The sequence below is a fragment of the uncultured Intestinimonas sp. genome (assembly GCF_944387725.1).
Lineage (GTDB): Bacteria > Bacillota > Clostridia > Oscillospirales > Oscillospiraceae > Intestinimonas.
On record NZ_CALXGA010000004.1, the window covers coordinates 1 to 19,657 of the forward strand.

The window sequence follows — 19,657 nt, forward strand, 5'->3', positions numbered from 1 at the left end:
TTCCATCACCCGTCCTTAGTTTACCACCTATTCCACCTCCTCGCTATTTCTATTTTCTAACTTGATGGAGTACTAGTCCCGGTCCCGGATGGGACTTCCAGCGCTCCGGGCGGACACCCCGGCCCGGATGCGCTGGGCGGCCTCTTGGGGCCCGATCTTCACCTGCTCCCCCGAGGCCATATCCTTCACCGAGCAGAGCCCGGCGGCAATCTCGTCCTCCCCCAGGAAGACCACATAGGGGATGCCCAGCTTGTCCGCATAGTTCATCTTGCTCTTGAACTTCTTCTTCTCGGTGTAAATCTGGGTCCGCACCCCCGCCTCCCGGAGGGTGGTGGCCAGGGCGATGGCGGGGGAGAGGTCCTCGGTCATGGGCAGCAGAAGGGCGTCGGCGGGGGCGGTGAGAAGGTCCTCATTCAGATACCCCTGGTCCTCTAGTACAAAGAAGAGCCGAGTAAGTCCGATGGAAATTCCAACTCCAGGGAGTTGTTTCTCCGTGTAATATTCCGCCAAGTTGTCATATCGCCCCCCGGAACAGATAGAACCAATCTCCGGGTGGTCCAGCATGACCGTCTCATAGACCGTGCCAGTGTAGTAGTCCAGGCCCCGGGCGATGGTGAGGTCCACGGCGAAGTGGTCCTCCGGCACCCCGAAAGCGGAGAGGTAGCCCACCACCGTGGAGAGCTCCCCGACGCCCTGGTCCAGCAGCTGGTTCTGCCCCCGAAGGTCCTCCAGGTCGGACATGGGGTCGGGAGTGGAGAGGAGGGCCAGCAGCCGGTCTGCCCCTTCCTCCGGCACACCGAAGTCGCCGGTGAGGATGGCCCTGACTTTCTCCGGGCCGATCTTTTCCAGCTTGTCGATGGTCCGCATGATATCCCCGGAGCGCTCCCGGAGGCCCAGCAGGTCAAAGAGGCCACTGAGGACTTTCCGGTTGTTGACCCGGATTTTGAACCGCCGCAGCCCCAGGGCGGTGAAGGTCTTGTAGATGATGGCGGGGACCTCGGCCTCATTGATGATGTCCAGGGCCCCGTCGCCGATGACGTCGATGTCGGCCTGGTAGAACTCCCGGAACCGCCCCCGCTGGGCCCGCTCCCCCCGGTAGACCTTGCCGATCTGGAAGCGGCGGAAGGGAAAGGAGAGCTCATTGTGGTGGAGGGCCACATACTTGGCCAGGGGGACCGTCAGGTCGAAGCGGAGGGAGAGGTCGGTGTCCCCCTTGGTAAAGCGGTAGATCTGCTTTTCGGTCTCGCCTCCCCCTTTGGCCAGCAGGACCTCGCTGGCCTCGATGGCGGGGGTGTCCAGGGGGGTGAAGCCATAGAGGGCGTAGGTCCTCCGCAGAGTCTCTACCATACGGTCGAACTGGACCTGCCGGTGGGGCAGCAGTTCCATAAAGCCAGATAGGGTGCGTGGTTTGATGCGCTCCATTTACAACGCTCCTTTGTATATAATCAGCGGGGGGACAAAAAGGCGCTTCCGCCCCGGCAATGGGACGAAAGCGCCTGCCTCCGTGGTGCCACCCATTTTCAACGGCCTGTGGAAAACCGGCCGTCCTCGCGCCTTCTGTTGCGGGAAGGGAACCGCGCCCGTCTCCGGGCCCGCTGCTGGGGCCGTCTTCTCCCGCTCCTGTCCGCAGAGCGCTTTCAGCCGGCGGCGCTCCTCTCTGTCCGGCGGTGCTGCGGGGTACTCCTGCTCCGTCCTCGCGGTGTCTTTGATGATATTATCCCACAATGGAGAAAAAGTCAATGGAAATCTCCACACTTTTCCGCAGCTTGTGGATAAATCCTCTTGCCGGTTTCTACATCCGCGATTTAAATGAAAAAACCGCCCCATTCTGGGAACGGTTAAAAGACTGGGCGCAGGCCGCAGCGGCCTGCGGTCATCTGCCCCAGGTTTCCCTCCCAGCTCCTTTCCGCCGCGGGACCAAGACTGGTCAGCTCCAGGCCGTCCTCTGTATGGACGGTCAGGTAGCAGTTGTAGTGGTAATCCTCTCCCTCCACAAGATAAGCCCCCAGGTCGGCGTTCCACAGACCTTCCACATCTTGGACAGCCTGAACCTGTCCGGCAAGGGAACCGGCGTCCTCTGGGTCCAGAATGGCGTACCGCACCTCCACCCACACCGCTTCCGCCAGGAGGTTGGGCTGAACACCTCTTGGGTCCAGCTCGATCTGGAGAACCGTGTCCAACCCCCCCGCGCCCAACGGCTCCCATTGGACCTTGCACTCCATGGAGAGGGCCTCCTCCGTCCGCAGACTGGGCAGGGCCTCCCGCCGGATGCTCTCCGCCGTGCCCAGGGCCGCCACCGGGGCTACCTCCTCCCGGAGGGAACAGGTGAGGCGCCCCCGGAGCCAGCCGGAGCCGTCATCGGTGAGTGGGACGCTCTCCCCGGTGTCCAGGCTCAGAAGGGCGGTCTCGCCCGCCCGGAACTCCTTGGGCATCACCCCCGCCTCCAGCACCAGGGCCCCGTCCTCATAGCGCAGGGTCGTCTCCGTCTGAGAAAAGAGACTGGCCTCCCGCTCCAGGGCCTCCTGGAGGGCCGCCTCCTGGCGGTCCATGGCCTCCCGATAGTCCTCCCGGAGATGATTGAAGTCCTCCTGGAGTGCGTGGATTTCCCCGTAAAGCCGGTTCATCTGACCGAAGAGGTCCCAGTTCATCCCCAGCAGCGCAGCCAGGGCGGCCCCGGCGGCCAGGGCAGGCAGTTTTTTCTTGTCCATCGCAGAAACCCTCTCCTTAGGGCTTGTTTGAAAATTGGCGATGTGTCCAGCAGCGAGGGATTTTGAGCCGCTGGCAAGCAATTTTTTCGCAGGAATCCTGGCGGATTTCAAGGAAAAATTGCGCCGTCCAGGGGGCAAAAGACCCGCTGATTGGGTATGTTGCCATTTTTCAAACAAGCCCTAGAAAAAGGGCCCGCTCCTTCTGAAAGCGGAGGGGCGGGCCCTGATATTTGGGCAGAGACTACACGGTGAAGGGGACGGTCTTGGGGCTGACGATGTCCCGCCAGTCCAGATCCCCCCGCTCCAGGCCGTGAATGAGCATTTCGGCGGTGCCCACGTTGGTGGCGTAGGGGATGTTGTACTGGTCACACAGACGGCTGATGTAGTCGATTTCCTTGTCCAGGTTGTGGCTCTGGGGGTCGGTGAAAAAGAGCACCATGTCGATCTCGTTGTAGGCGATCCGGGCCCCGATCTGTTGGCTGCCCCCGTGCTCATGGGACAAAAAGAGGTTCACCGGCAGGCCGGTAGCCTCGGCCACCATTTTTCCGGTGGTATTGGTGGCGCAGACGGTGTGCTTGGAGAGGATGCCGCAGTAAGCGATGCAGAACTGCACCATCAATTCCTTTTTTCGGTCGTGGCTCATCAGCGCGATGTTCATTTCTCCCTCATCCTCTCTTTTCCACAAAGGCCCTTTCCCGGACCTATCGGAGCTTCATCAGGGGGACCCGCTCCCCGACGAGTCGCTTGGCGATGTTTAAGTAGGCCAGGGCGGCCCCCCGGCGGCTGAACAGAATCAGGGGCTCCCCACGGTTGGCGGACAGCATGACATCAGGGTCCTCGGGAACCACCCCCAGCAGGGGGAGTCCGGCGGCGTCCATCGCGTCGTCAATGGTGGTGTGAAGCCGCCGCAGCAGCTTCGGCTGAACCCGGTTCATCACCAGATGAATGGTCTCCAGCGTCCGGGTCAGCTCCACCACCGTCTTCTGGGCGTCCCGCAGGGCAGAGGAGTCGCTGGTGGAGACCACCAGCCCCCGGTCCGCCCCGCAGACGGCAAGCCGGAAGCCGCTCCCAAGTCCCGCCGGGGAGTCCATCAGGATGTAGTCGAACCGCTCCCGGGCCCGCCGGAGCAGCTCCCGCATCTTCTCCGGGTCCAGCCCCTCCCTGGGGGGATAAACCGGGGCCGTGAGGAGGTAGAGCCCCCGAATCACCGGATGTTCCACGGCTGCCCGCTCCAGGGAGCACCGCCCGGCCATCACATCGGAAAAATCCATCAGGGCCCGGTCCGTCATGCCCAGGGAGATGTCCAGGTTCCGCAGGCCGATGTCCATGTCAATGCACAGGGTCCGATGGTTCAGGGCGGCCAGGCAGGAGGCCACGCCCCCGGTGAGGGAGGTCTTGCCTGTGCCGCCCTTCCCGGATGTGACCACGATTGCTGTTCCCATTGCCTTCCTCCTCAGCCTTGTCTCTCATTATACCATTTCATTGGGCAGATATCAAATCATATTTGTGAAAAATGGGCAAAAATTTTCGCTTCGCTGCCCAAATTATAAGGGGGCCTTGCGGATTCTCGCCCAGCGGCGGGGATAGCCCTTGGGGGTGGGAGCGATTTTCTCCACCGCCGCCACCGTCCGCTTCACCTCAGTCCCGGGGATGGCGTAGTGCCAGGCGGGCAGCAGCCGCCCCCCCAGCACCGATACCGCCCGGCCGGCGGCGTCCACCTCCGCCTGACAGCCTGCGGCCTTCATGGCCAGGAAGCGGCCCCCCACCCGCACAAAGGGCAGGCACAGCTCCGCCAGGACCCGCAGATCGGCCACCGCCCGGGCGGCGGCGAAGTCAAAGGCCTCCCGCCAGTCCGGCTCCTGGGCCAGCTCCTCGGCCCGGTCGTGGCGGAGGGTCACCCCCTCCAGTCCCAGCGCCTGGCACACGGTCTCCAGCCAGTCCAGCCGCTTCCCCAGGCTGTCCACCAGGGTCAGCCGCAGGTCAGGCGCCAGCACCTTGAGCACCACGCCGGGAAAGCCCGCCCCGGTGCCCACGTCCACCAGAGAGGCCCCCGCCAGTCCGGCGCAGCCCAGCAGGGCGGCTGAGTCCAGAAAGTGCAGGGTGGCCACCTCCTCCGGCCGGGTGATGGCGGTAAGGTTCATCACCTGGTTCTGCTCCAGCAGCAGCTGGCCGTAGCGCATCAGCTTCTCCACCGCTCCCGCAGGGGGCGCGATACCCAGCTCCGCCAGCCCCTGTTCCAGCAGCCCTCTCACAGCCTCACCCCCAAAAATTCCGCAGCAGGGAGGGAATGCCCGACCACAGGTTCAGCCCAATGAGCACCAGGCAGGCCCCGGTGAGCAGCACGCAGGCGGGGAGCCCCCCCCGGCCCAGGCGGCGCCGGAGGATGGCGGTGGCGGCCAGTCCGCCCAGGGCGGGGCAGAGGAAGAGGGGGCCTAGGCCGATGAGGAACCGGGCGGTGGCCAGATAGTAGGTAAAGGCCGCCAGGATCATCAGCATGTAGACCACGCCCACCCAGGCCCAGGCCCGCTTCACCGGCGAGGCGTAGACCACCGGGGCCCGCTCCTCCTCCTCAGGGCGCTTCTCCTCCGGCATGGCCGGCACCTCCTTCCGTCTCCCGGACCCGCTGCCCTTCCCGCAGCAGGTCCCGGATCTCTGTCAGCAGCTTCTCCTCGTTGGAGGGGGCAGGGGGCGTCGGAGCCGCCTCCTTCTTCCGCCACAGGCCGTTCACCGCCTTCATCATACAAAAGACTACAAAGGCCATGATGAGGAAGTTGAGTACAGCGTTGAGAAAGCTCCCCACCATCAGGTCCCCGCCGCCGGGCAGGGGGATGCTCAGGGCGGAGAGGTCCTCGTTGTCCCCGGCGAAGACGCCCAGGACGGGGTTGATGATATCGTTGACCAGAGAGTTGGTGATGGCGTTGAAGGCGCCGCCGATAAGGACGCCCACCGCCAGGTCCATGACGTTCCCCCGGGTGATGAATTTGCGGAATTCAGCAAAAAAGCCCTTGGCATTGTCTTTTCCCATGGTACAGCCTTTCTTATCCAAAATCAGGGAGGTCAGCTTGCCGGCAGGAGCACCCGCCGGGACGGGTCCACAATCCGGGCCAAAACCACCGCCAGCTCGGCCCGGGTGAGGCCCCGGTTCCCGGCAAAGGCCCCGGAGGCGTCCACACCGGTGAGAATACCCGCCCGGTAGAGGGTTAAGGCGGCCTGGTCCGCCGTGTCGGGGATCATCTCCACCTGGTTGATGGGGGTCAGCTCCTCCGCCGGCAGAGCGGAGCACAGCCACTCCGCCAGGTCCAGCCGGGTGGCGGGGTCCTCAAAGGCGGCCTCCTCCGGCTGGCTGTCCAGAAGCTCGTGCTCCCGGGCATACCACAGGGCGTTGCGGTACCACATGCCAGTGGCCGGGGCGGGGAGGAAGGAGGCAAACTCCCGGTTGAAGGCGGTGTAGTCGGAGCCTGGGTCGGCCACGAACTCCATCCGGGCGGCGTAGCCCTCCGCCGGGGCCAGGCTTCCGGTGAGCACCTGTTTGCCGTTGAGAATCAGCACGGCGCTGGCCGCGCCCCCCGCCGGGGTCAGGGCCTGGCCCTCGGCCTCGGTGACGGTGAGATAGAGGTGGAGCTGCCGGGGGTTCTGGGTGTCGAAGCGGTAAGTGAGGTCCCGGTTTTGCTCACAGGTGTTGAAGGACAGGAGCACCGCTCCGGCGGGGGTGGTGATGGCGCCGGTGCCCCAGCTCTCCGGGGCCTCCGGCAGGTCTCCCTGGCCCCCCCCGGCCCGGTAGTGGAGCCGGGCGGCCACGGTCATGACCTCCGCCAGGGTCACCGCCCCCTGGGGAGAAAAGGTATCCGCTCCGGTGCCCTGGAGCAGGCCGGCTTCGACACACAGCTCCGCGCTGTCGGCGTACCAGGCCCCCTCCGGCACGTCGGAAAAGGCCAGGGCCCGGCCCGGGAGGAGCAGGGCCAGGAGCAGCCCCGCCACGGCAATTCGCCTTTTCATTTGCATCCTCTCTTTCTGCGTTGGGCAGGGAAGGGGTCACTTCTGTTTGGGAATCAGGACTTCCTTCCCGCCCATATAGGGCTGGAGCACCTGTGGAATCTTCACGCTGCCGTCGGCCTGAAGGTTGTTCTCCAGCAGGGCAATGAGCATCCGGGGAGGCGCCACACAGGTGTTGTTCAGGGTGTGGGCCAGGTAGTTCTTGCCGTCCTCCCCCCGGATGCGGATTTTCAGCCTTCTGGCCTGGGCGTCCCCCAGGTTGGAGCAGGAGCAGACCTCAAAATACTTCTTCTGCCGGGGGCTCCAGGCCTCGATGTCGCAGGACTTCACCTTCAAATCCGCCAGATCGCCGGAACAGCACTCCAGCTGCCGTACCGGGATGTCGAAGCTGCGGAAGAGCTCCACCGAGTAGCGCCACATCTTTTCATACCACTCCATGGAGTCCTCTGGCTTGCAGACCACGATCATCTCCTGCTTCTCAAACTGGTGGATGCGGTAGACCCCCCGCTCCTCGATGCCGTGGGAGCCCTTCTCCTTGCGAAAACAGGGGGAGTAGGAGGTGAGGGTCTGGGGGAGCTTCTCCTCCGGGAGAATCTGGTCGATAAAGCGGCCGATCATGGAGTGCTCGCTGGTGCCGATGAGGTAGAGGTCCTCCCCCTCAATCTTATACATCATGCTGTCCATGTCGGTCTGGCTCATGACTCCCTCCACCACGTTGCCGTGGATCATGAAGGGGGGGATGCAGTAGGTGAAGCCCTTGTCGATCATAAAGTCCCGGCCGTAGGCCAGCACCGCCTCGTGGAGCCGGGCGATGTCCCCCAGGAGGTAGTAGAAGCCCTGTCCGGCCACCCGGCCCGCGGCGTCCATGTCAATGCCGTCAAAGGACTCCATTATCTCGGTGTGATAGGGGATGGGGAAGTCGGGGACCAGGGGCTCCCCGAAGCGCTCCACCTCCACGTTGGCGGAGTCGTCGGGGCCGATGGGCACCGAGGGATCAATGATCTGGGGGATCACCAGCAGTATCTTGTGGATTTCTCGGGCCAGCGCATCCTCCCGGCCCTCCAGATAGGCCAGCCGGTCGGCGTCGGCCTTGACCTCAGCCTTGAGCTGTTCGGCCTCCTGGAGCTTGGAGGGGTCCTTCTTGGACTGTCCCATGAGGATGCCCACCTGCTTGCTCTTGGTGTTTCGGGCGGTGCGGAGGTCCTGGGCCTCCTGGATGGTTTTCCGGTTCTCGGCATCCAGCGAGAGCACCTGGTCCACCAGGGGGAGCTTTTCGTCCTGGAATTTCTTTCGAATGTTCTCTTTCACGGCCTCCGGGTTCTCCCGGATGAATTTGATGTCCAGCATCTTTTTTCACCTCATTGTTTTTGTGGGGCGGGCTCCACCCCCGGGGGCTGGCCTGGCCAGGGCAGGCGCACTTCCGGCAGGTGTCCGGACCCCAGGGTCAGAACTTCCCTAAAAAGGGCATCGGCCCTGTGTTTCACGTGAAACAATCAATAGAGATCGTCATAAATCTCCTGATAGCGGTCCGCAGGGGAGAAGCGGTCATTGTTAGTGGTGCTCTGTGTGGGGAGATAGTCCTTCAGAGGCGTCTGGCCGTTGGAGGTGTCCTCCATGACCGCCATCAGCTCCCGGCAGAGGGAATACCGGCCCCGGACATAGGCCTCGTTTACCTGCCAAAAGTAGTCCAGCGCCTGGCAGGTCTGCTCCAGGACATACTCCTGATGGCTGATGATGTCAGGCAGCACGTCCAGCTGGTCCTGGGCGTCGGCCAGCTGGCTCTCCAGCTGGGCCACCTGGGCCTTCAGGTCCTCGTTCTCCTGGATGACGTTCTCCAAGGCTGAGGAACTCTCTTCCAGGTCGCTCATGGTCTCATGGTTGGCCCGCTGCTGAATGATATAGCTCCAGGCCATCAGCAGAAAGGCGGCGGCGAAGAGGATCACCAGATAGAGCATCACAGAGGTCCCTTTGCGGCGTTTTTCGGTTTCCGACTGGGCCTTGGCCGGGTCCCACACGGTCTTTTCCGGCTCCTGGCTCACAGGGGGCTCCCTCCCTTCAAGGTCTCCTCCAGCCGGTCCAGCAGCGCGGTCAGGTCCTCGTCATTGTAAAACTCAAACTCCAGCCGGCCCTTTTTGGGGCCCATGGTGATGGAGACCTTCCGGCCCCAGCGGGCCGAGAGCTCCTTGGCGGCGGCGTCCCGGTACAGCTTCATGGGGTCTGACGGCTTTTCGCCGCCGCTGTCCTCCATCTCCTCCCGGTCCCGGGCCAGGCGCTTGGCCAAGGCCTCGGTCTGCCGCACGGACAACCCCTCGGCCACCACCTTCTGAGCCAGCTTCTTCTGCTCCTCGGCGCGGGGCAGCGACAGCAGCGCCCGGGCGTGGCCGGCGGAGAGCCTGCCCTCCTCCACCAGGGCCCGGACGGCGTCGGGCAGGGCCATCAGCCGCAGGGCGTTGGCCACCGCCGGACGGGACTTGCCCACCCGCCGGGCGGCCTCCTCCTGGGTGAGGCCGTACTCCTCGATCAGGGCCTGGTAGCCCATAGCCTCTTCCATGGGATTCAAGTCCTCCCGCTGGAGGTTTTCAATGAGGCCAAGCTCCATGACCTTGCGGTCATCGGCCTCCACAATGACGGCCGGCACCTCACGGAGGCCGGCCAGCTTGGCCGCCCGCCAGCGGCGCTCCCCGGCGATGATCTGGTAGTAGCCGGAGGCCAGCCGCCGGACCGTCAAGGGCTGTAGGATGCCGTGGAGCCGGATGGACTCGGCCAGAGCGGCCAACGTCTCCTGGTCAAAGCGCTTCCGGGGCTGTTTCAGTCCCGGCTCCACCTGGGCGATGGGGAGGAGGACGGAGCCCCCTTCCTGGGTCTGGAGGGCGGCGTCCCCCAGCAGGGCCCCAAGCCCTCTGCCCAGGCCCCGTTCTAGTGCCATAGGATCACTCCTTTTTTGTGATGCTCCCCGTCTGGGGATGGGATTCAACGTTTTGCCGCCACCAGCGCATTTTTCTCCAGCACCTCCTCCGCCAGGGCCTGGTAGGCCTCAGCCCCCCGGGAGAGACTGTCGTAGGCCGTCACCGGCTTGCCGTGGCTGGGGGCCTCGGAGAGGCGGACGTTCCGGGGGATGACGGTGGCGTAGACCCTGCCGGGGAAGTGGCGCTTGACCTCCTCCGCCACCTGCATGGACAGATTGGTCCGGCCGTCATACATGGTGAGGACCACACCCTCCAGGTCAATGTCCCGGTTCAGGGAGCGCTTCACAATGCGGATGGTGGTCAGCAGGTCGCTGAGGCCCTCCAGGGCGTAGTACTCACACTGGACCGGCACCAGCACCGTGTCTGCCGCGCACAGGGCGTTGAGGGTCAGCAGCTCCAGGGAGGGAGGACAGTCAATGAAGAGGTAGTCATACGCATCCCGAAAGGGCGCCAGGGCGTCCTTCAGCAGGTACTCCCGGCGCTCCATGCCGATCATCTCCACCGTGGCCCCGGCCAGAGACTTGTTGGATGGGATCACGTCGGCCCAGGCCGTGGACACCACCGCCTTCCGGCAGTCCGCCCCGTCGATGAGAACGTCGTAGATGGAGGGGGAGGCCGTAGTTTTATCCACCCCGAAGCCCGAGGTGGTGTTGGCCTGGGGGTCAAAGTCACAGACCAGCACCCGCTGGCCCTGGGCCTGCAGGGCGGCGGCCAGGTTCACACAGGTGGTGGTCTTGCCTACGCCGCCCTTTTGGTTGACGATTGCAATGGTCTTTCCCATGAGACATTCGCTCCTGTTTCTCTGTTTGCCCCGACGGGTTGGGATAGGTCTCCATTCTCATGCGTAAAAAACAAAGCCACAGGTCTGGAAAGGCTCTCCGCCCATTGGCTCTGCACATCCTGGGGCAGTCTTTTTCAGCGCGCCCCACGCGGACACAAAGAACTGTGCGGCCATGCCGCACGAATCAACCCCTTTGCGGTCAATTCAGCCAATGACATTATTATAATGCCCCCGGCGGCGGAATTCAACAGGCAATGTGTGTTTCACGTGAAACAAGGTCTACAAAAACCGCAGAAAAAAGCGCGGAATGTTCCACGTGAAACATTCCGCACGATATGGGCGGGCGCAGGGGAGGGAGGAGGCCCTTTCGGGCGCCCGGCCCGAGGCCGGGAGCTTGACCGCCGGCCCGCCGCAGGACCCCGAGAAATTGCAGAGGGCATTGTGCCTCCGGGGTCCAACCACCGTCCAATCAGCCAGGCAGACAACCGCTTAACCCTTGGCCCGGCGCCGGGATTCCGCCGGAGTCTTTGGAATGCGGATGGTCAGCAGGATATTCTCCTCCGTCTCCTCCCGGGCGCACTGGGCGTCGATACCCGCCCCCTGCATCACCGAGAGGCCCCGGTCCACACTGTTGAGGAAAAACCGTACATCCTTGATGAGGTAGATGGGCTTTCGCCGCTTGGGGGGCTTGGGTGTCAGCAGGCTCTCGATGTAGGCCTCGGTCTGGGCCACCGTCAGATGGGCGGCGGCAATGTGATCCAGGGCGGAGCGCTGCGCGCTCTCCCCCTCCAGCCGCAGAAGGGCCCTGGCGTGCCGCTCCGTGAGGCCGTACTTTCGTAGCAGCGCCCGAATCTCCGGGGAGAGCTTCAGCAGGCGCAGCTTGTTGGCCACTGCAGACTGGGACTTTCCGATGCGCCGGGCGGCCTCCTCCTGGGAGAGGTGATAGGTGCGGATGAGCCGGTCCAAAGCCTGGGCCTCCTCCAGGAAGTTCAAATCCCGGCGCTGGAGGTTTTCCACCAGGGCCAGCAGGGAGGAGGCCCGGTCGTCCACATCCACCACAATACAGGGCACCTCCCGAAGTCCCGCCAGCTTGGCCGCCCGGAGCCGCCGCTCCCCGGACACCAGCTCCCAGCCGTCGCCCTGACGGCGCACCGACAGGGGCTGCAGAATGCCGTGCTCTTGGATGCTCTGGGCCAGCTCCTCCAGCCCCTGAGGGTCAAACTGGGTCCGGGGCTGCCCCGGGTTGGGCCGCAGCTCCTCCACCAGCAGATAGAGCACCTTGCCGGTCTCGAAAAGCCCCTCTCTTTTTCGGAAAATCGGCATAAGAAAGCCTTCTTTCACAGATTGATATCCATATTTTACCACATTCTCCGGTGAAATCTGCCGCTCCCCGTCGAAAGGCCATTTTTTCCTCCCAGACAAAGGGGGGGCCTCCGAAGAGGCCCCCGCGTCAGAGCGTTTTTTCATAGATGCACAGACCGTCCGCCCCGCTCCGGCGCACCGCGAAGCCATCGGGCGGAGCAGCGCCGCCAAGGCCCAAAATCCACGCCGTCATATTTTGGGCGCTCTCAATGGCCCGGTCCAGGTCCCCCTGATAGTCAAAGACCGTCTCCACGCCGATCCCCGCCGCCAGAAACATGCCCGGCGCACCGCGCGCCAGCAGTGCGATGCTCCGGTAAATGGCCGCGTAGCAGGACCGATTCTCTGCTGTGATACGGTCACGGTCAAGCTGGGGATGACCAAAGGTATCCACCCAGGCGGTAAAGATGGCTTCCGCCCCCGCCCGCTCCAGATGCCAGCCCGCCGCCCGAAAGGCGACAGCGGCACACTCCGCCACAAGGATGGGATGCCGCGCCAGAAGCTCCGTCAGAGGGCCGGGCATCTCCACCGGCTGCGGGTTGTCAAACTGCCAGCTGTCCATGGAGACAAGGGACCGCGTGGTGATCCCGTACCCACGGATCAGCCTCTGTATGGTCCACAGCTCGGGACACTTCCGAAGCATCAGGTGGACCTCCAGCACTGCGGCCACAGCCATCCCCTCCCACACCGAACATACAAGCCGTCCCGCACCATAGCCTGCGCAGTGGGGCGGGACGGCGGGCTCCGGCTCTCCCAGGCCGTCAGGCCTGGAGGAAACCCTTTCCAAAGATTTCGCTGGAGTTGGTGACGATCATGAAGGCCTGGGGGTCGTGCTCCTTGAGATACCGCCGCAGGAGGACGGCCTGGCCACGGCTGAGGACCGTCAGCACAATGTGGTGCTCCTTTTGAGTATAGGCCCCCTGGGCGTCCCAGACCGTGGCCCCCCGGATGAGGGTCTGGGTGATAAAGTCCGAGGCGATCTCCGGGTGGGAGGTGACGATCATAAAGGCCTTGCGGCGGTTGAGGGACTCGATGGCGCTGTCCACCAGCACCGACTTGAGCACCAAGCCCAGCAGGGAGCACAGCCCTGCGGTGATGTCGAAGACCAGCAGGGCCGCCGCCGCGATGAGGACATCGGAGCACAGCAGGGCCCGGCCCACGTCCAGGCCGGTATACTTCTTGAGTATCATGGCGGCAATGTCAGTACCCCCGGTGGAGGCGTCCAGATTAAAGAGAATGGCCGAGCCCAGGGCCGGCAGGAGCACCGCGAAAAAGAGCTCCAGCATCAGTTCGCCGGTAAGGGGCTCTGACAGGGGGCACAGCCACTCGAAGACCTGGACCAGGGCGGAGTAGAGCAGAGAGCAGTAGACCGTCCGAAATCCGAAGCCCTTGTCCAGCAGCAAAAAGCCCAGCACCAGGAAAAGCAGGTTAATCAGGGTGTTAAACACCGAGGGGGTCAGCCAGGCGTGGGGAAAGAGCTCCCCCAGCAGCACCGCCAGGCCGGATACCCCGCCCATAGAGAAGTGGTTGGGAAACTTAAAGAAATAGACCCCTGCGGACACCAGGACGGTGCCCAGGGTGATGAGCAGGAATTCCCGCACATCCTGTTTTTTCCCCATTGCATCGCACTCCTCTCATGACCGCTGGGCCTGGACGGCCGTCCAGACATCGTAGAAGGGGATGTCCGCCGCCGTGGGGATGGTGCCCAGCCGCCACAGGGAGACCCCTGTGATGCCGAACATCCGGGCCAGGTTCAGCTTGTCTGTGACGCTCCGGGCGTCCTCATACCACAGGGCCACCCGAAGGCCCCCCTCGGTGGTGTAGAGGGCCATGGGGTTCCGGGCGCTCTCGTCGTAGGTCACCACCGTATCGCTCTGCCCCAGCCGCTGGCGGATCACCTCCGGACCTGGGTGGTAGATGGTGGTATCGGCCAGGAGGCCGTTTTCGTCCACCGCAAACCCGGCGGTGCCGAAGGAGATCTGGAGGACAATCTTGCTCCTGTCCTGGACCCCGGTGTCCGGGTCGGTGATGGAGCACAGAGCCCGGTAGATGCTGGGCAGGGGGGTCACCGGGGAGTCGGGGGTGTGGGTCCCCACATACTCCTCCGGTACGCTGGTCCACTGGTAGTCGTGGGCCATAAGGATCACCTTATCGCAGACCTCCCCGATGGCCCGGTAGTCGTAGCCCTGATACCAGTCGTCCGGGGGGACGCAGACATAGAGGGTCTTGCCCTCCGGCAGGGCGGCCCGGAGCTCTGTGAGGAAAGAGACAAAGTCGGCCCGCAGGAGGTCGGTCCGCAGGCCCTCAAAGTCGATGGTGATGCCAGCGTAGTCCGCTGAGGCGGCGGCAAGGGCCTCCACCGCCTGGGCCCGGGCCTGCGGGTCGGGGAGGACGGCCTCCAGCACACTGGTGGAGGAGCCGTCGGCCAGATCCACATTCCGGGCGGTGTCGGCGTAGACGTTCAGATTGTAGGGAGTTCCGTTTCCCTGGAAATAGGAGAGGGCCAGCTCTGCCCCCGCCGGAATGGCCCAGTCGTTGCCGTTGGTCCGGGTGGTGTTCATGCGGGGACCCGCGGCCGAGTCGTACTCCAGCCGGGACCAGCCCAGGGAGACCACCTCCATGGTATCCGTAAGGCCGATCTGCCCATAGGAGGCAAAGGCGTAGAAGGCGTTGAGGAAGTCGACCCTGGAGACATACCGCTCATAGACCCGCACCAGCATGGCCGCCGCCTGGCCCCGGGTGGCGAAGGCCTCCGGCTGAAAGAGGAGGACCCCGTCCACCTCCACGCCGGTGGTCATGCCCATGGACGCGGCCAGGGCGATGTGCCCCACATGACTGGTCACATCGGGGAAGGGGGCACCCTCTCCGGCAATGTCGTTGGCCAGGGTCTCATAGCCCAGGGCCCGGACCAGCATCACCGCCATGTCCTCCCGGCTGATGTAGGACAAAGGGTAAAAGGCCTCTCCGGCCTCCAGGACCCCCCGGGCCAGGGCGGCTTCCACCGCCGCATAGTACCAGTCCCCGGGCTGGACGTCGGAGAAGGAGGGTTTCGCCGGCTCCACCGGCTCCCACGAGAACATCCGCTGGAGGATCACGACAAAGCTGGCCCGGTCCAGGGTCTCCTCCGGGCGGAAGGTGCCGTCCGCCAGACCCTCAATGAGGCCATAGTCCGCCGCCTTTCGGATGTCGGCATAGGCCCAGTGCTCCTGGGAGACGTCGGGGAACTCCACCGATTGGGCCGAGGCGGTGAGACCGCTGAGCAGCGCCATGCAGAAAAGCAGGGCGGCGAGTCGTTTGACATACATAGTGGGAAAACCTCCTTTGTGGGTTCTCCTCTATTCTATCAGCTTCGGCGGAACCTGACAATGGAGAATGTACAAGGATCTCCCGAACCTGTCTGCCAGGAAGAAATCCATTGGTCAAAAGCACGGACCCATCCCCGGTTTTTTGGTACATTTGCTTGATTGAACCGTAGGGGGCTTTCCTGTAAAATAGAACCAGAAAAAAATTTCATCGGGGAGGGGCCGGTATGAAACTTTTGGAGGAACGAATTCGGAGAGACGGAAGGGTCCAGGGCAGCGACGTCCTGAAGGTAGACAGCTTCCTCAATCACCAGATGGATGTGGCCCTCTTTCAGGAGCTGGGCCGGGAATTCAAGCGGCTGTTTGACGGCTGCGGCGTCACCAAGATCCTGACCATCGAGGCCTCTGGAATCGGGATTGCCTGTGTGACCGCGCAGTTTTTCGCCTGCCCCGTGATTTTTGCCAAAAAGAGCAGAACCAAGAACATCGCTGGGGACGTCTACACCTCCAAGGTGGAGTCCTTTACCCACGGCAAGGTCTACGATATCATCGTCTCCAAGGAGTTCCTGCTGCCCAGCGACCGGGTCCTCCTCATCGACGACTTCCTGGCCAACGGCTCCGCCCTCCAGGGACTCATCCAGCTGGTGCGGGAGGCCGGAGCCACCCTGGTGGGGGCCGGCGTCTGCGTGGAGAAGGCCTTTCAGCCGGGCGGCGGCCTCATCCGCAGCATGGGCGTCCGGGTGGAGGCCCTGGCCCGGGTCCAGTCCATGAGCCAGGAGAGCGGCGTCATCTTCTGCGAGGGGTAACAGATTTGCTGTCCGGCGGTTCATTTTGGGCTGGCTCCGCCGCAATCGTCACAGCGCAGCAAAAACGGCATGGGAAAATCCCATGCCGTTTTTTACGCTCTGTTATACGCCGTCCTGAGGGGAGGGGGGCTTGGACTGGCCGCCGCCCCGGCGCCGGCGGTGGTTCCGGCGGCTGCCCGAGGGCTTTCTCTGCTCCCCGAACTCCGCAGCCTCCGTCCAGGGCTGTTGGGGAGGACGATCCCCCCGGGGCGGTTGGGGCGGCCGCTCCTGGGGAGGATGGAGCGTCTGCGGCCCCTTCTTCTCTCCGCTGTTCCCCCGGCGGCGGCGGCTGCCGCCCCGGCGGTCCCCCCGGGCCTCCCGCTTCTCCCTGGCTTGTCCCTCCTCCGAGGCCTGGAAGACCCGCTCCAGGGCGGCGCCCAGCGCCGTCTGCTCCCGGGGCTCTCCGCGGCCCTCCTCCTGGGGGGACGTCAGACGGCGCTTGGAGAGTTCCTCCGGCGGCGGGGGCACATAGCCCTCCGGCCGCCTGCCCTTGCCGTTGCGGACCACGCAGATCTCACAGTTGTGATAACAGCGGGGGGCCTCCGGGGAGCCGTCCAGCTTGACCTTCACTTGCTCCCGCAGCAAATCCACCTGTGTCACGTCCCCCACCCCGTCCGGGGTCTCCACAAAGGAGTCCTGCCTGGGCATCCGGTGCACGGCGTCCTCATAGGCCTCCTGCTCGTATTTCAGGCAGCACATCAGCCGGCCGCAGGTTCCGGAAATCTTGGTGGGGTTCAGGGAGAGATTCTGGGTCTTGGCCATCTTGATGGACACCGGCTGAAACTCCCCCAGGAAGGTGGCGCAGCAGAAGGGCTTGCCGCAGATGCCCAGCCCCCCCAGCATCTTGGCCTCGTCTCGGACTCCAATCTGCCGCAGCTCAATGCGGGTGTGGAAGACGCCGGCCAGGTCCTTTACCAGAGCCCGGAAGTCCACCCGGCCCTCTGAGGTGAAGAAGAAGAGAATCTTGTTCCCCTCAAAGTTGTACTCCACCTCCACCAGCTTCATCTCCAGACCGTGCTGGGCGATTTTCTCCTGGCAGATGCGGAAGGCCCTGGCCTCCTTCTCCCGGTTCCGGGCCACCGTCTTCTGATCCTCTGCGGTGGCCAGCCGGATGAGGGGCCGGAGGGGGGATACCACCGTCTCGTCGGGCACCAGCGTGTTGGCTCTGACGCACTCGCCGTACTCCAGGCCCCGGGCCGTCTCGATGATAACCCCCTGGCCCAGGGCCACCTGGGTCCCCCTGGGGTCAAAATAGTATTGCTTTCCACCGCTTTTGAAGCGGACGCCGATGATCTCTGTCATGGATTTACCTCGTCATAGTTTCTGTGGTGAAGGAAAGGGGGGAGGCCGGACAGGCCCCGGCGCACAGCCATCCGGCAATGTGGCCGGCCCCCACGTTGTAGGCGAGGGCCTGCCGCAGCTGCCGCAGGCGGCCGGTCAGGAACGTCACCCGCCGGGGGTCCGCCCCGGCGGTCAAGGCCCGCAGGAGCTGCCGCGTTGTCTCGTCCAGCAGCTCTCCCAGGGCCTCCCTCTCCCACTTTTCCAGGCCCACGCAGGCCTCCAGCAGGACCCCCTCCGGCCCGGAGAGGAGGAGCTGGGCCAGCCGCGCCCCCGCGTCCTGCACCTCCCCCTGTCCGTCCCCCTCCAGCCAGGACACCGCCCGGCCCAGGACCCCCTCACATCGCCCGGCGGCCGCCAGCACCTCCTCCCGGGGCCGGTCCGGGAACCGGCGAAGGAGCCAGTCCCGGGCCTCCGTCGGAGTCACCGGGGAGAGGCTCAGCCCCTCGCACCGGGAGCGCACCGTGGGCAAGAGGGCCCCGGCGTTGTCTGTGAGGAGCAGAAAGGCGGCATAGGCCGGCCCGTCCTCCAGAATCTTGAGGAGGGCGTTCTGGGCGCTGTTATTCATGGTCTGGGCGTTCTCAAGAAGGTAGACCTTCCGCCCGGCCTCGTTGGGGAGGAGATAGGCGTCGCCGCGCAGCTCCCGGACCCGGGCCACCGTCAGCTCCTTCCCGTCGGCCCCCGCCCGGAGGATGTCCGGGTGAATCCCCGCCGCCGCCTTCCGGCAGTCGGAGCAGGTCCCGCAGGGGACCTCCCCGGGCCCGGAGCAGACCAGGGCCTGGGAGAGCACCGCCGCCAGGGTCCGCTTCCCGCAGCCCGCCGGGCCCGCCAGAATATAGGCGTGGGAGAGTCCCCGGCCAGCAGAGAGCCGCCGCTTCACCGAACCATTGCCGCAGAGGGCCTCCAGCCCCCGCATCAGGCGCGCTCGAACCGCTCGATGTCCACCACAAAGATGGTGGCGCCCCCCACGGTGACCTCCACCGGCATACTGGGATAGTAGCCGTAGCTCATCTCAGTGGTGGTGGGGATCATCTGCTTGCGGCTGTGGGAGTGCTCCTTGATGATGTCGATGACCGCCTGGACCTTCTCCTCATCCACGCCCACCAGGATGGTCACATTGCCGGCCATGAGAAAGCCGCCGGTGGTGGCCAGCTTGGTGGAGGAAAAGCCCTTCTTGGCGAGGGCGCGGGTCACGGCGTTGGCATCGTCAAAATTGATGATGGCAAGGATCAGTTTCATGATAAGCCCTCCTCGAAGGTTCCGATTTCACGCCCTTTGTCCTGCAAAAGGCCGATAGAAGCAGGGGAGGAGTTCCATCGAAAGGAGGCCGGCCCTTCATTCGACGCCTCCCCACAGCTTCGGTACCTTCTATTATACCCTACTTCCCGGCAGAAGGAAAGATGTTTTTTCCCGCCTGTCAGGGCCGGGCGGAAAATTGTTTTCCACACCGGTGTACAAAATGTGGAAAACTTGGTGGAAATGTGCGTAACTTCCCCCGCCTCCGCCGGGGCGGAGGAAAAAAAGCCGCCGGGAGACGGCGCAGTCTCCCGGCGGCTGTGGAAAGATTCAGCTCTGATGCTCCCCCTTGGCGTAGGCCACCACAGTGCGGCGGTTGGGCTCAGTGCCGGTGGAGTAGGTGGTCACGTCTGGATAATCCTGAAGAGCGGTGTGGATGACATGGCGCTCATAGGCGTTCATAGGCTCCAGGGTCACGTTCCGGCGGTACTTCACCACCTTGCCGGCCACCTTCCGGGCCAGCCGCTGGAGGGATTCCTCCCGCTTGGCCCGGTAGCCCTCGGCGTCCACATGAATCCGCACACGCTTGGACTGGCCCCGGTTCACCGCATAGCTGGTGAGCTGCTGGATGGCGTCCAGGGTCTCCCCCCGGCGGCCGATAAGGGCCCCCAAATGCGCTCCCACCAGCTCCACCTTGTAGCTGCCGTCCTCTCCCAGGGAGATGCGGGGGACCGCCTCCACCTCCATATGCTCCAGCAGGCCCGTGAGGAAATCCTGGATGGCCCCGGTCCGATCCCCGGCGGGGGCCGCGCCCTCCGGGGCGGCGGGGGCCTCCTCCGCCTTCCGGGCCTTCCGCTCCTGAGCCTTCTGTTCCGGGGCCGCCGGCTCCGGCTGGTGGGGGGCCGCCTGGACGGACTCCGGATCCTTAACCGGGGCGGGGGGATCGGGCGCCTCATAGGTGACCTTCACCTTGGCCGGGCTGCTGCCGATGCCCAGGAAGCCGCTCTTGGCCCGCTCCAGCACCTCCACGGAGACCTCGTCCCGGTCCAGACCCAGCTTCCGCAGGGCGGCTTGGATGGCCTCCTCCTCGTTTTTTCCTGTGCTCTCGATATGTTGCAGCATCAGTCTC

20 protein-coding genes and 1 pseudogene are annotated in these 19,657 nt (G+C 64.4%); 1 reads left to right on the forward strand and 20 read right to left on the reverse strand.

Annotation, left to right across the window (positions count from 1 at the left end):
* Positions 1-72: 72 nt before the first annotated feature.
* The 16 genes from hisS to Q0K09_RS01225 form a co-directional block, all read right to left on the reverse strand.
* Complete coding sequence (gene hisS / locus Q0K09_RS01150) at positions 73-1,422, reverse strand: histidine--tRNA ligase (protein WP_294471838.1); 1,350 nt, start codon at positions 1,420-1,422, stop codon at positions 73-75.
* A 416-nt stretch (positions 1,423-1,838) separates the two neighbouring features.
* Positions 1,839-2,708 carry a hypothetical protein gene (locus Q0K09_RS01155; protein WP_294471841.1) on the reverse strand — a complete coding sequence of 290 codons (870 nt, stop codon included), beginning with the start codon at positions 2,706-2,708 and terminating at the stop codon, positions 1,839-1,841.
* A 241-nt stretch (positions 2,709-2,949) separates the two neighbouring features.
* Positions 2,950-3,366, reverse strand: coding sequence for a methylglyoxal synthase (locus Q0K09_RS01160; protein WP_294471845.1), 417 nt, complete (start codon positions 3,364-3,366; stop codon positions 2,950-2,952).
* 43 nt (positions 3,367-3,409) lie between these two features.
* A complete protein-coding gene (gene minD / locus Q0K09_RS01165; protein ID WP_294471848.1) occupies positions 3,410-4,150 on the reverse strand; it encodes a septum site-determining protein MinD in 741 nt (246 codons plus the stop codon).
* 102 nt (positions 4,151-4,252) lie between these two features.
* Positions 4,253-4,960: a 16S rRNA (guanine(527)-N(7))-methyltransferase RsmG gene (gene rsmG, locus Q0K09_RS01170; protein WP_294471851.1), complete on the reverse strand. Its 708-nt coding sequence runs from the start codon at positions 4,958-4,960 to the stop codon at positions 4,253-4,255.
* Positions 4,961-4,964: 4 nt separating this feature from the next.
* Positions 4,965-5,300, reverse strand: a complete 336-nt coding sequence (locus tag Q0K09_RS01175) for a hypothetical protein (RefSeq protein WP_294471854.1) — start codon at positions 5,298-5,300, stop codon at positions 4,965-4,967.
* Positions 5,278-5,733, reverse strand: a complete 456-nt coding sequence (gene mscL, locus Q0K09_RS01180; protein ID WP_294471857.1) for a large conductance mechanosensitive channel protein MscL — start codon at positions 5,731-5,733, stop codon at positions 5,278-5,280. Before mscL ends, Q0K09_RS01175 begins: the two co-directional genes overlap by 23 nt.
* Before the next feature lie 32 nt (positions 5,734-5,765).
* The gene (locus Q0K09_RS01185) at positions 5,766-6,704 is read right to left on the reverse strand and encodes an S-layer homology domain-containing protein (RefSeq protein WP_294471860.1); all 939 of its coding nucleotides are present in this window, start codon (positions 6,702-6,704) and stop codon (positions 5,766-5,768) included.
* 36 nt (positions 6,705-6,740) lie between these two features.
* Positions 6,741-8,048 carry a serine--tRNA ligase gene (gene serS, locus Q0K09_RS01190; RefSeq protein WP_294471863.1) on the reverse strand — a complete coding sequence of 436 codons (1,308 nt, stop codon included), beginning with the start codon at positions 8,046-8,048 and terminating at the stop codon, positions 6,741-6,743.
* A 146-nt stretch (positions 8,049-8,194) separates the two neighbouring features.
* Positions 8,195-8,740, reverse strand: a complete 546-nt coding sequence (locus tag Q0K09_RS01195) for a hypothetical protein (RefSeq protein WP_294471866.1) — start codon at positions 8,738-8,740, stop codon at positions 8,195-8,197.
* Positions 8,737-9,627 carry a ParB/RepB/Spo0J family partition protein gene (locus Q0K09_RS01200; protein WP_294471869.1) on the reverse strand — a complete coding sequence of 297 codons (891 nt, stop codon included), beginning with the start codon at positions 9,625-9,627 and terminating at the stop codon, positions 8,737-8,739. The genes Q0K09_RS01195 and Q0K09_RS01200 overlap by 4 nt, the downstream gene beginning before the upstream one ends.
* A gap of 44 nt (positions 9,628-9,671) precedes the next feature.
* Positions 9,672-10,448 (reverse strand): AAA family ATPase, encoded by a 777-nt coding sequence (locus tag Q0K09_RS01205; RefSeq protein WP_294471871.1) that lies wholly within the window; start codon positions 10,446-10,448, stop codon positions 9,672-9,674.
* A 489-nt stretch (positions 10,449-10,937) separates the two neighbouring features.
* Positions 10,938-11,771 (reverse strand): ParB/RepB/Spo0J family partition protein, encoded by an 834-nt coding sequence (locus Q0K09_RS01210; protein ID WP_294471874.1) that lies wholly within the window; start codon positions 11,769-11,771, stop codon positions 10,938-10,940.
* A gap of 127 nt (positions 11,772-11,898) precedes the next feature.
* Positions 11,899-12,477, reverse strand: coding sequence for a hypothetical protein (locus Q0K09_RS01215; RefSeq protein WP_294471877.1), 579 nt, complete (start codon positions 12,475-12,477; stop codon positions 11,899-11,901).
* Between the two features lie 91 nt (positions 12,478-12,568).
* Positions 12,569-13,426, reverse strand: coding sequence for a YitT family protein (locus Q0K09_RS01220; RefSeq protein WP_294471881.1), 858 nt, complete (start codon positions 13,424-13,426; stop codon positions 12,569-12,571).
* Between the two features lie 15 nt (positions 13,427-13,441).
* Positions 13,442-15,112, reverse strand: coding sequence for an S-layer homology domain-containing protein (locus tag Q0K09_RS01225; RefSeq protein ID WP_294471884.1), 1,671 nt, complete (start codon positions 15,110-15,112; stop codon positions 13,442-13,444).
* Between the two features lie 224 nt (positions 15,113-15,336).
* On the opposite strand from Q0K09_RS01225, the gene Q0K09_RS01230 reads away from it, so the two are divergent.
* A complete protein-coding gene (locus Q0K09_RS01230; protein WP_294471886.1) occupies positions 15,337-15,915 on the forward strand; it encodes a xanthine phosphoribosyltransferase in 579 nt (192 codons plus the stop codon).
* A gap of 591 nt (positions 15,916-16,506) precedes the next feature.
* Here the strand turns inward: Q0K09_RS01230 and Q0K09_RS01235 are convergent.
* The 4 genes and pseudogenes from Q0K09_RS01235 to jag form a co-directional block, all read right to left on the reverse strand.
* A pseudogene (locus tag Q0K09_RS01235) lies at positions 16,507-17,256 on the reverse strand (stage 0 sporulation family protein); the annotation flags it as partial.
* Between the two features lie 4 nt (positions 17,257-17,260).
* Positions 17,261-18,208: a DNA polymerase III subunit delta gene (locus tag Q0K09_RS01240; RefSeq protein ID WP_294471888.1), complete on the reverse strand. Its 948-nt coding sequence runs from the start codon at positions 18,206-18,208 to the stop codon at positions 17,261-17,263.
* Entirely contained in the window at positions 18,208-18,531 is a 324-nt protein-coding gene (locus tag Q0K09_RS01245; RefSeq protein ID WP_294471890.1) for a cyclic-di-AMP receptor, read from the reverse strand. Before Q0K09_RS01245 ends, Q0K09_RS01240 begins: the two co-directional genes overlap by 1 nt.
* Positions 18,532-18,858: 327 nt before the next feature.
* The gene (jag, locus tag Q0K09_RS01250; protein WP_294471892.1) at positions 18,859-19,650 is read right to left on the reverse strand and encodes an RNA-binding cell elongation regulator Jag/EloR; all 792 of its coding nucleotides are present in this window, start codon (positions 19,648-19,650) and stop codon (positions 18,859-18,861) included.
* Positions 19,651-19,657 lie beyond the last annotated feature (7 nt).

Coding starts and splice junctions, on each gene's coding strand:
- Q0K09_RS01240 (WP_294471888.1), bottom strand. CDS start 18,208: ATGCGGGGGCTGGAGGCCCTCTGCGGCAATGGTTCGGTGAAGCGGCGG.
- Q0K09_RS01245 (WP_294471890.1), bottom strand. CDS start 18,531: ATGAAACTGATCCTTGCCATCATCAATTTTGACGATGCCAACGCCGTG.
- mscL (WP_294471857.1), bottom strand. CDS start 5,733: ATGGGAAAAGACAATGCCAAGGGCTTTTTTGCTGAATTCCGCAAATTC.
- Q0K09_RS01200 (WP_294471869.1), bottom strand. CDS start 9,627: ATGGCACTAGAACGGGGCCTGGGCAGAGGGCTTGGGGCCCTGCTGGGG.
- minD (WP_294471848.1), bottom strand. CDS start 4,150: ATGGGAACAGCAATCGTGGTCACATCCGGGAAGGGCGGCACAGGCAAG.
- Q0K09_RS01155 (WP_294471841.1), bottom strand. CDS start 2,708: ATGGACAAGAAAAAACTGCCTGCCCTGGCCGCCGGGGCCGCCCTGGCT.
- Q0K09_RS01230 (WP_294471886.1), top strand. CDS start 15,337: ATGAAACTTTTGGAGGAACGAATTCGGAGAGACGGAAGGGTCCAGGGC.
- Q0K09_RS01160 (WP_294471845.1), bottom strand. CDS start 3,366: ATGAACATCGCGCTGATGAGCCACGACCGAAAAAAGGAATTGATGGTG.
- jag (WP_294471892.1), bottom strand. CDS start 19,650: ATGCTGCAACATATCGAGAGCACAGGAAAAAACGAGGAGGAGGCCATC.
- Q0K09_RS01225 (WP_294471884.1), bottom strand. CDS start 15,112: ATGTATGTCAAACGACTCGCCGCCCTGCTTTTCTGCATGGCGCTGCTC.
- Q0K09_RS01185 (WP_294471860.1), bottom strand. CDS start 6,704: ATGAAAAGGCGAATTGCCGTGGCGGGGCTGCTCCTGGCCCTGCTCCTC.
- Q0K09_RS01220 (WP_294471881.1), bottom strand. CDS start 13,426: ATGGGGAAAAAACAGGATGTGCGGGAATTCCTGCTCATCACCCTGGGC.
- Q0K09_RS01175 (WP_294471854.1), bottom strand. CDS start 5,300: ATGCCGGAGGAGAAGCGCCCTGAGGAGGAGGAGCGGGCCCCGGTGGTC.
- hisS (WP_294471838.1), bottom strand. CDS start 1,422: ATGGAGCGCATCAAACCACGCACCCTATCTGGCTTTATGGAACTGCTG.
- Q0K09_RS01205 (WP_294471871.1), bottom strand. CDS start 10,448: ATGGGAAAGACCATTGCAATCGTCAACCAAAAGGGCGGCGTAGGCAAG.
- serS (WP_294471863.1), bottom strand. CDS start 8,048: ATGCTGGACATCAAATTCATCCGGGAGAACCCGGAGGCCGTGAAAGAG.
- Q0K09_RS01210 (WP_294471874.1), bottom strand. CDS start 11,771: ATGCCGATTTTCCGAAAAAGAGAGGGGCTTTTCGAGACCGGCAAGGTG.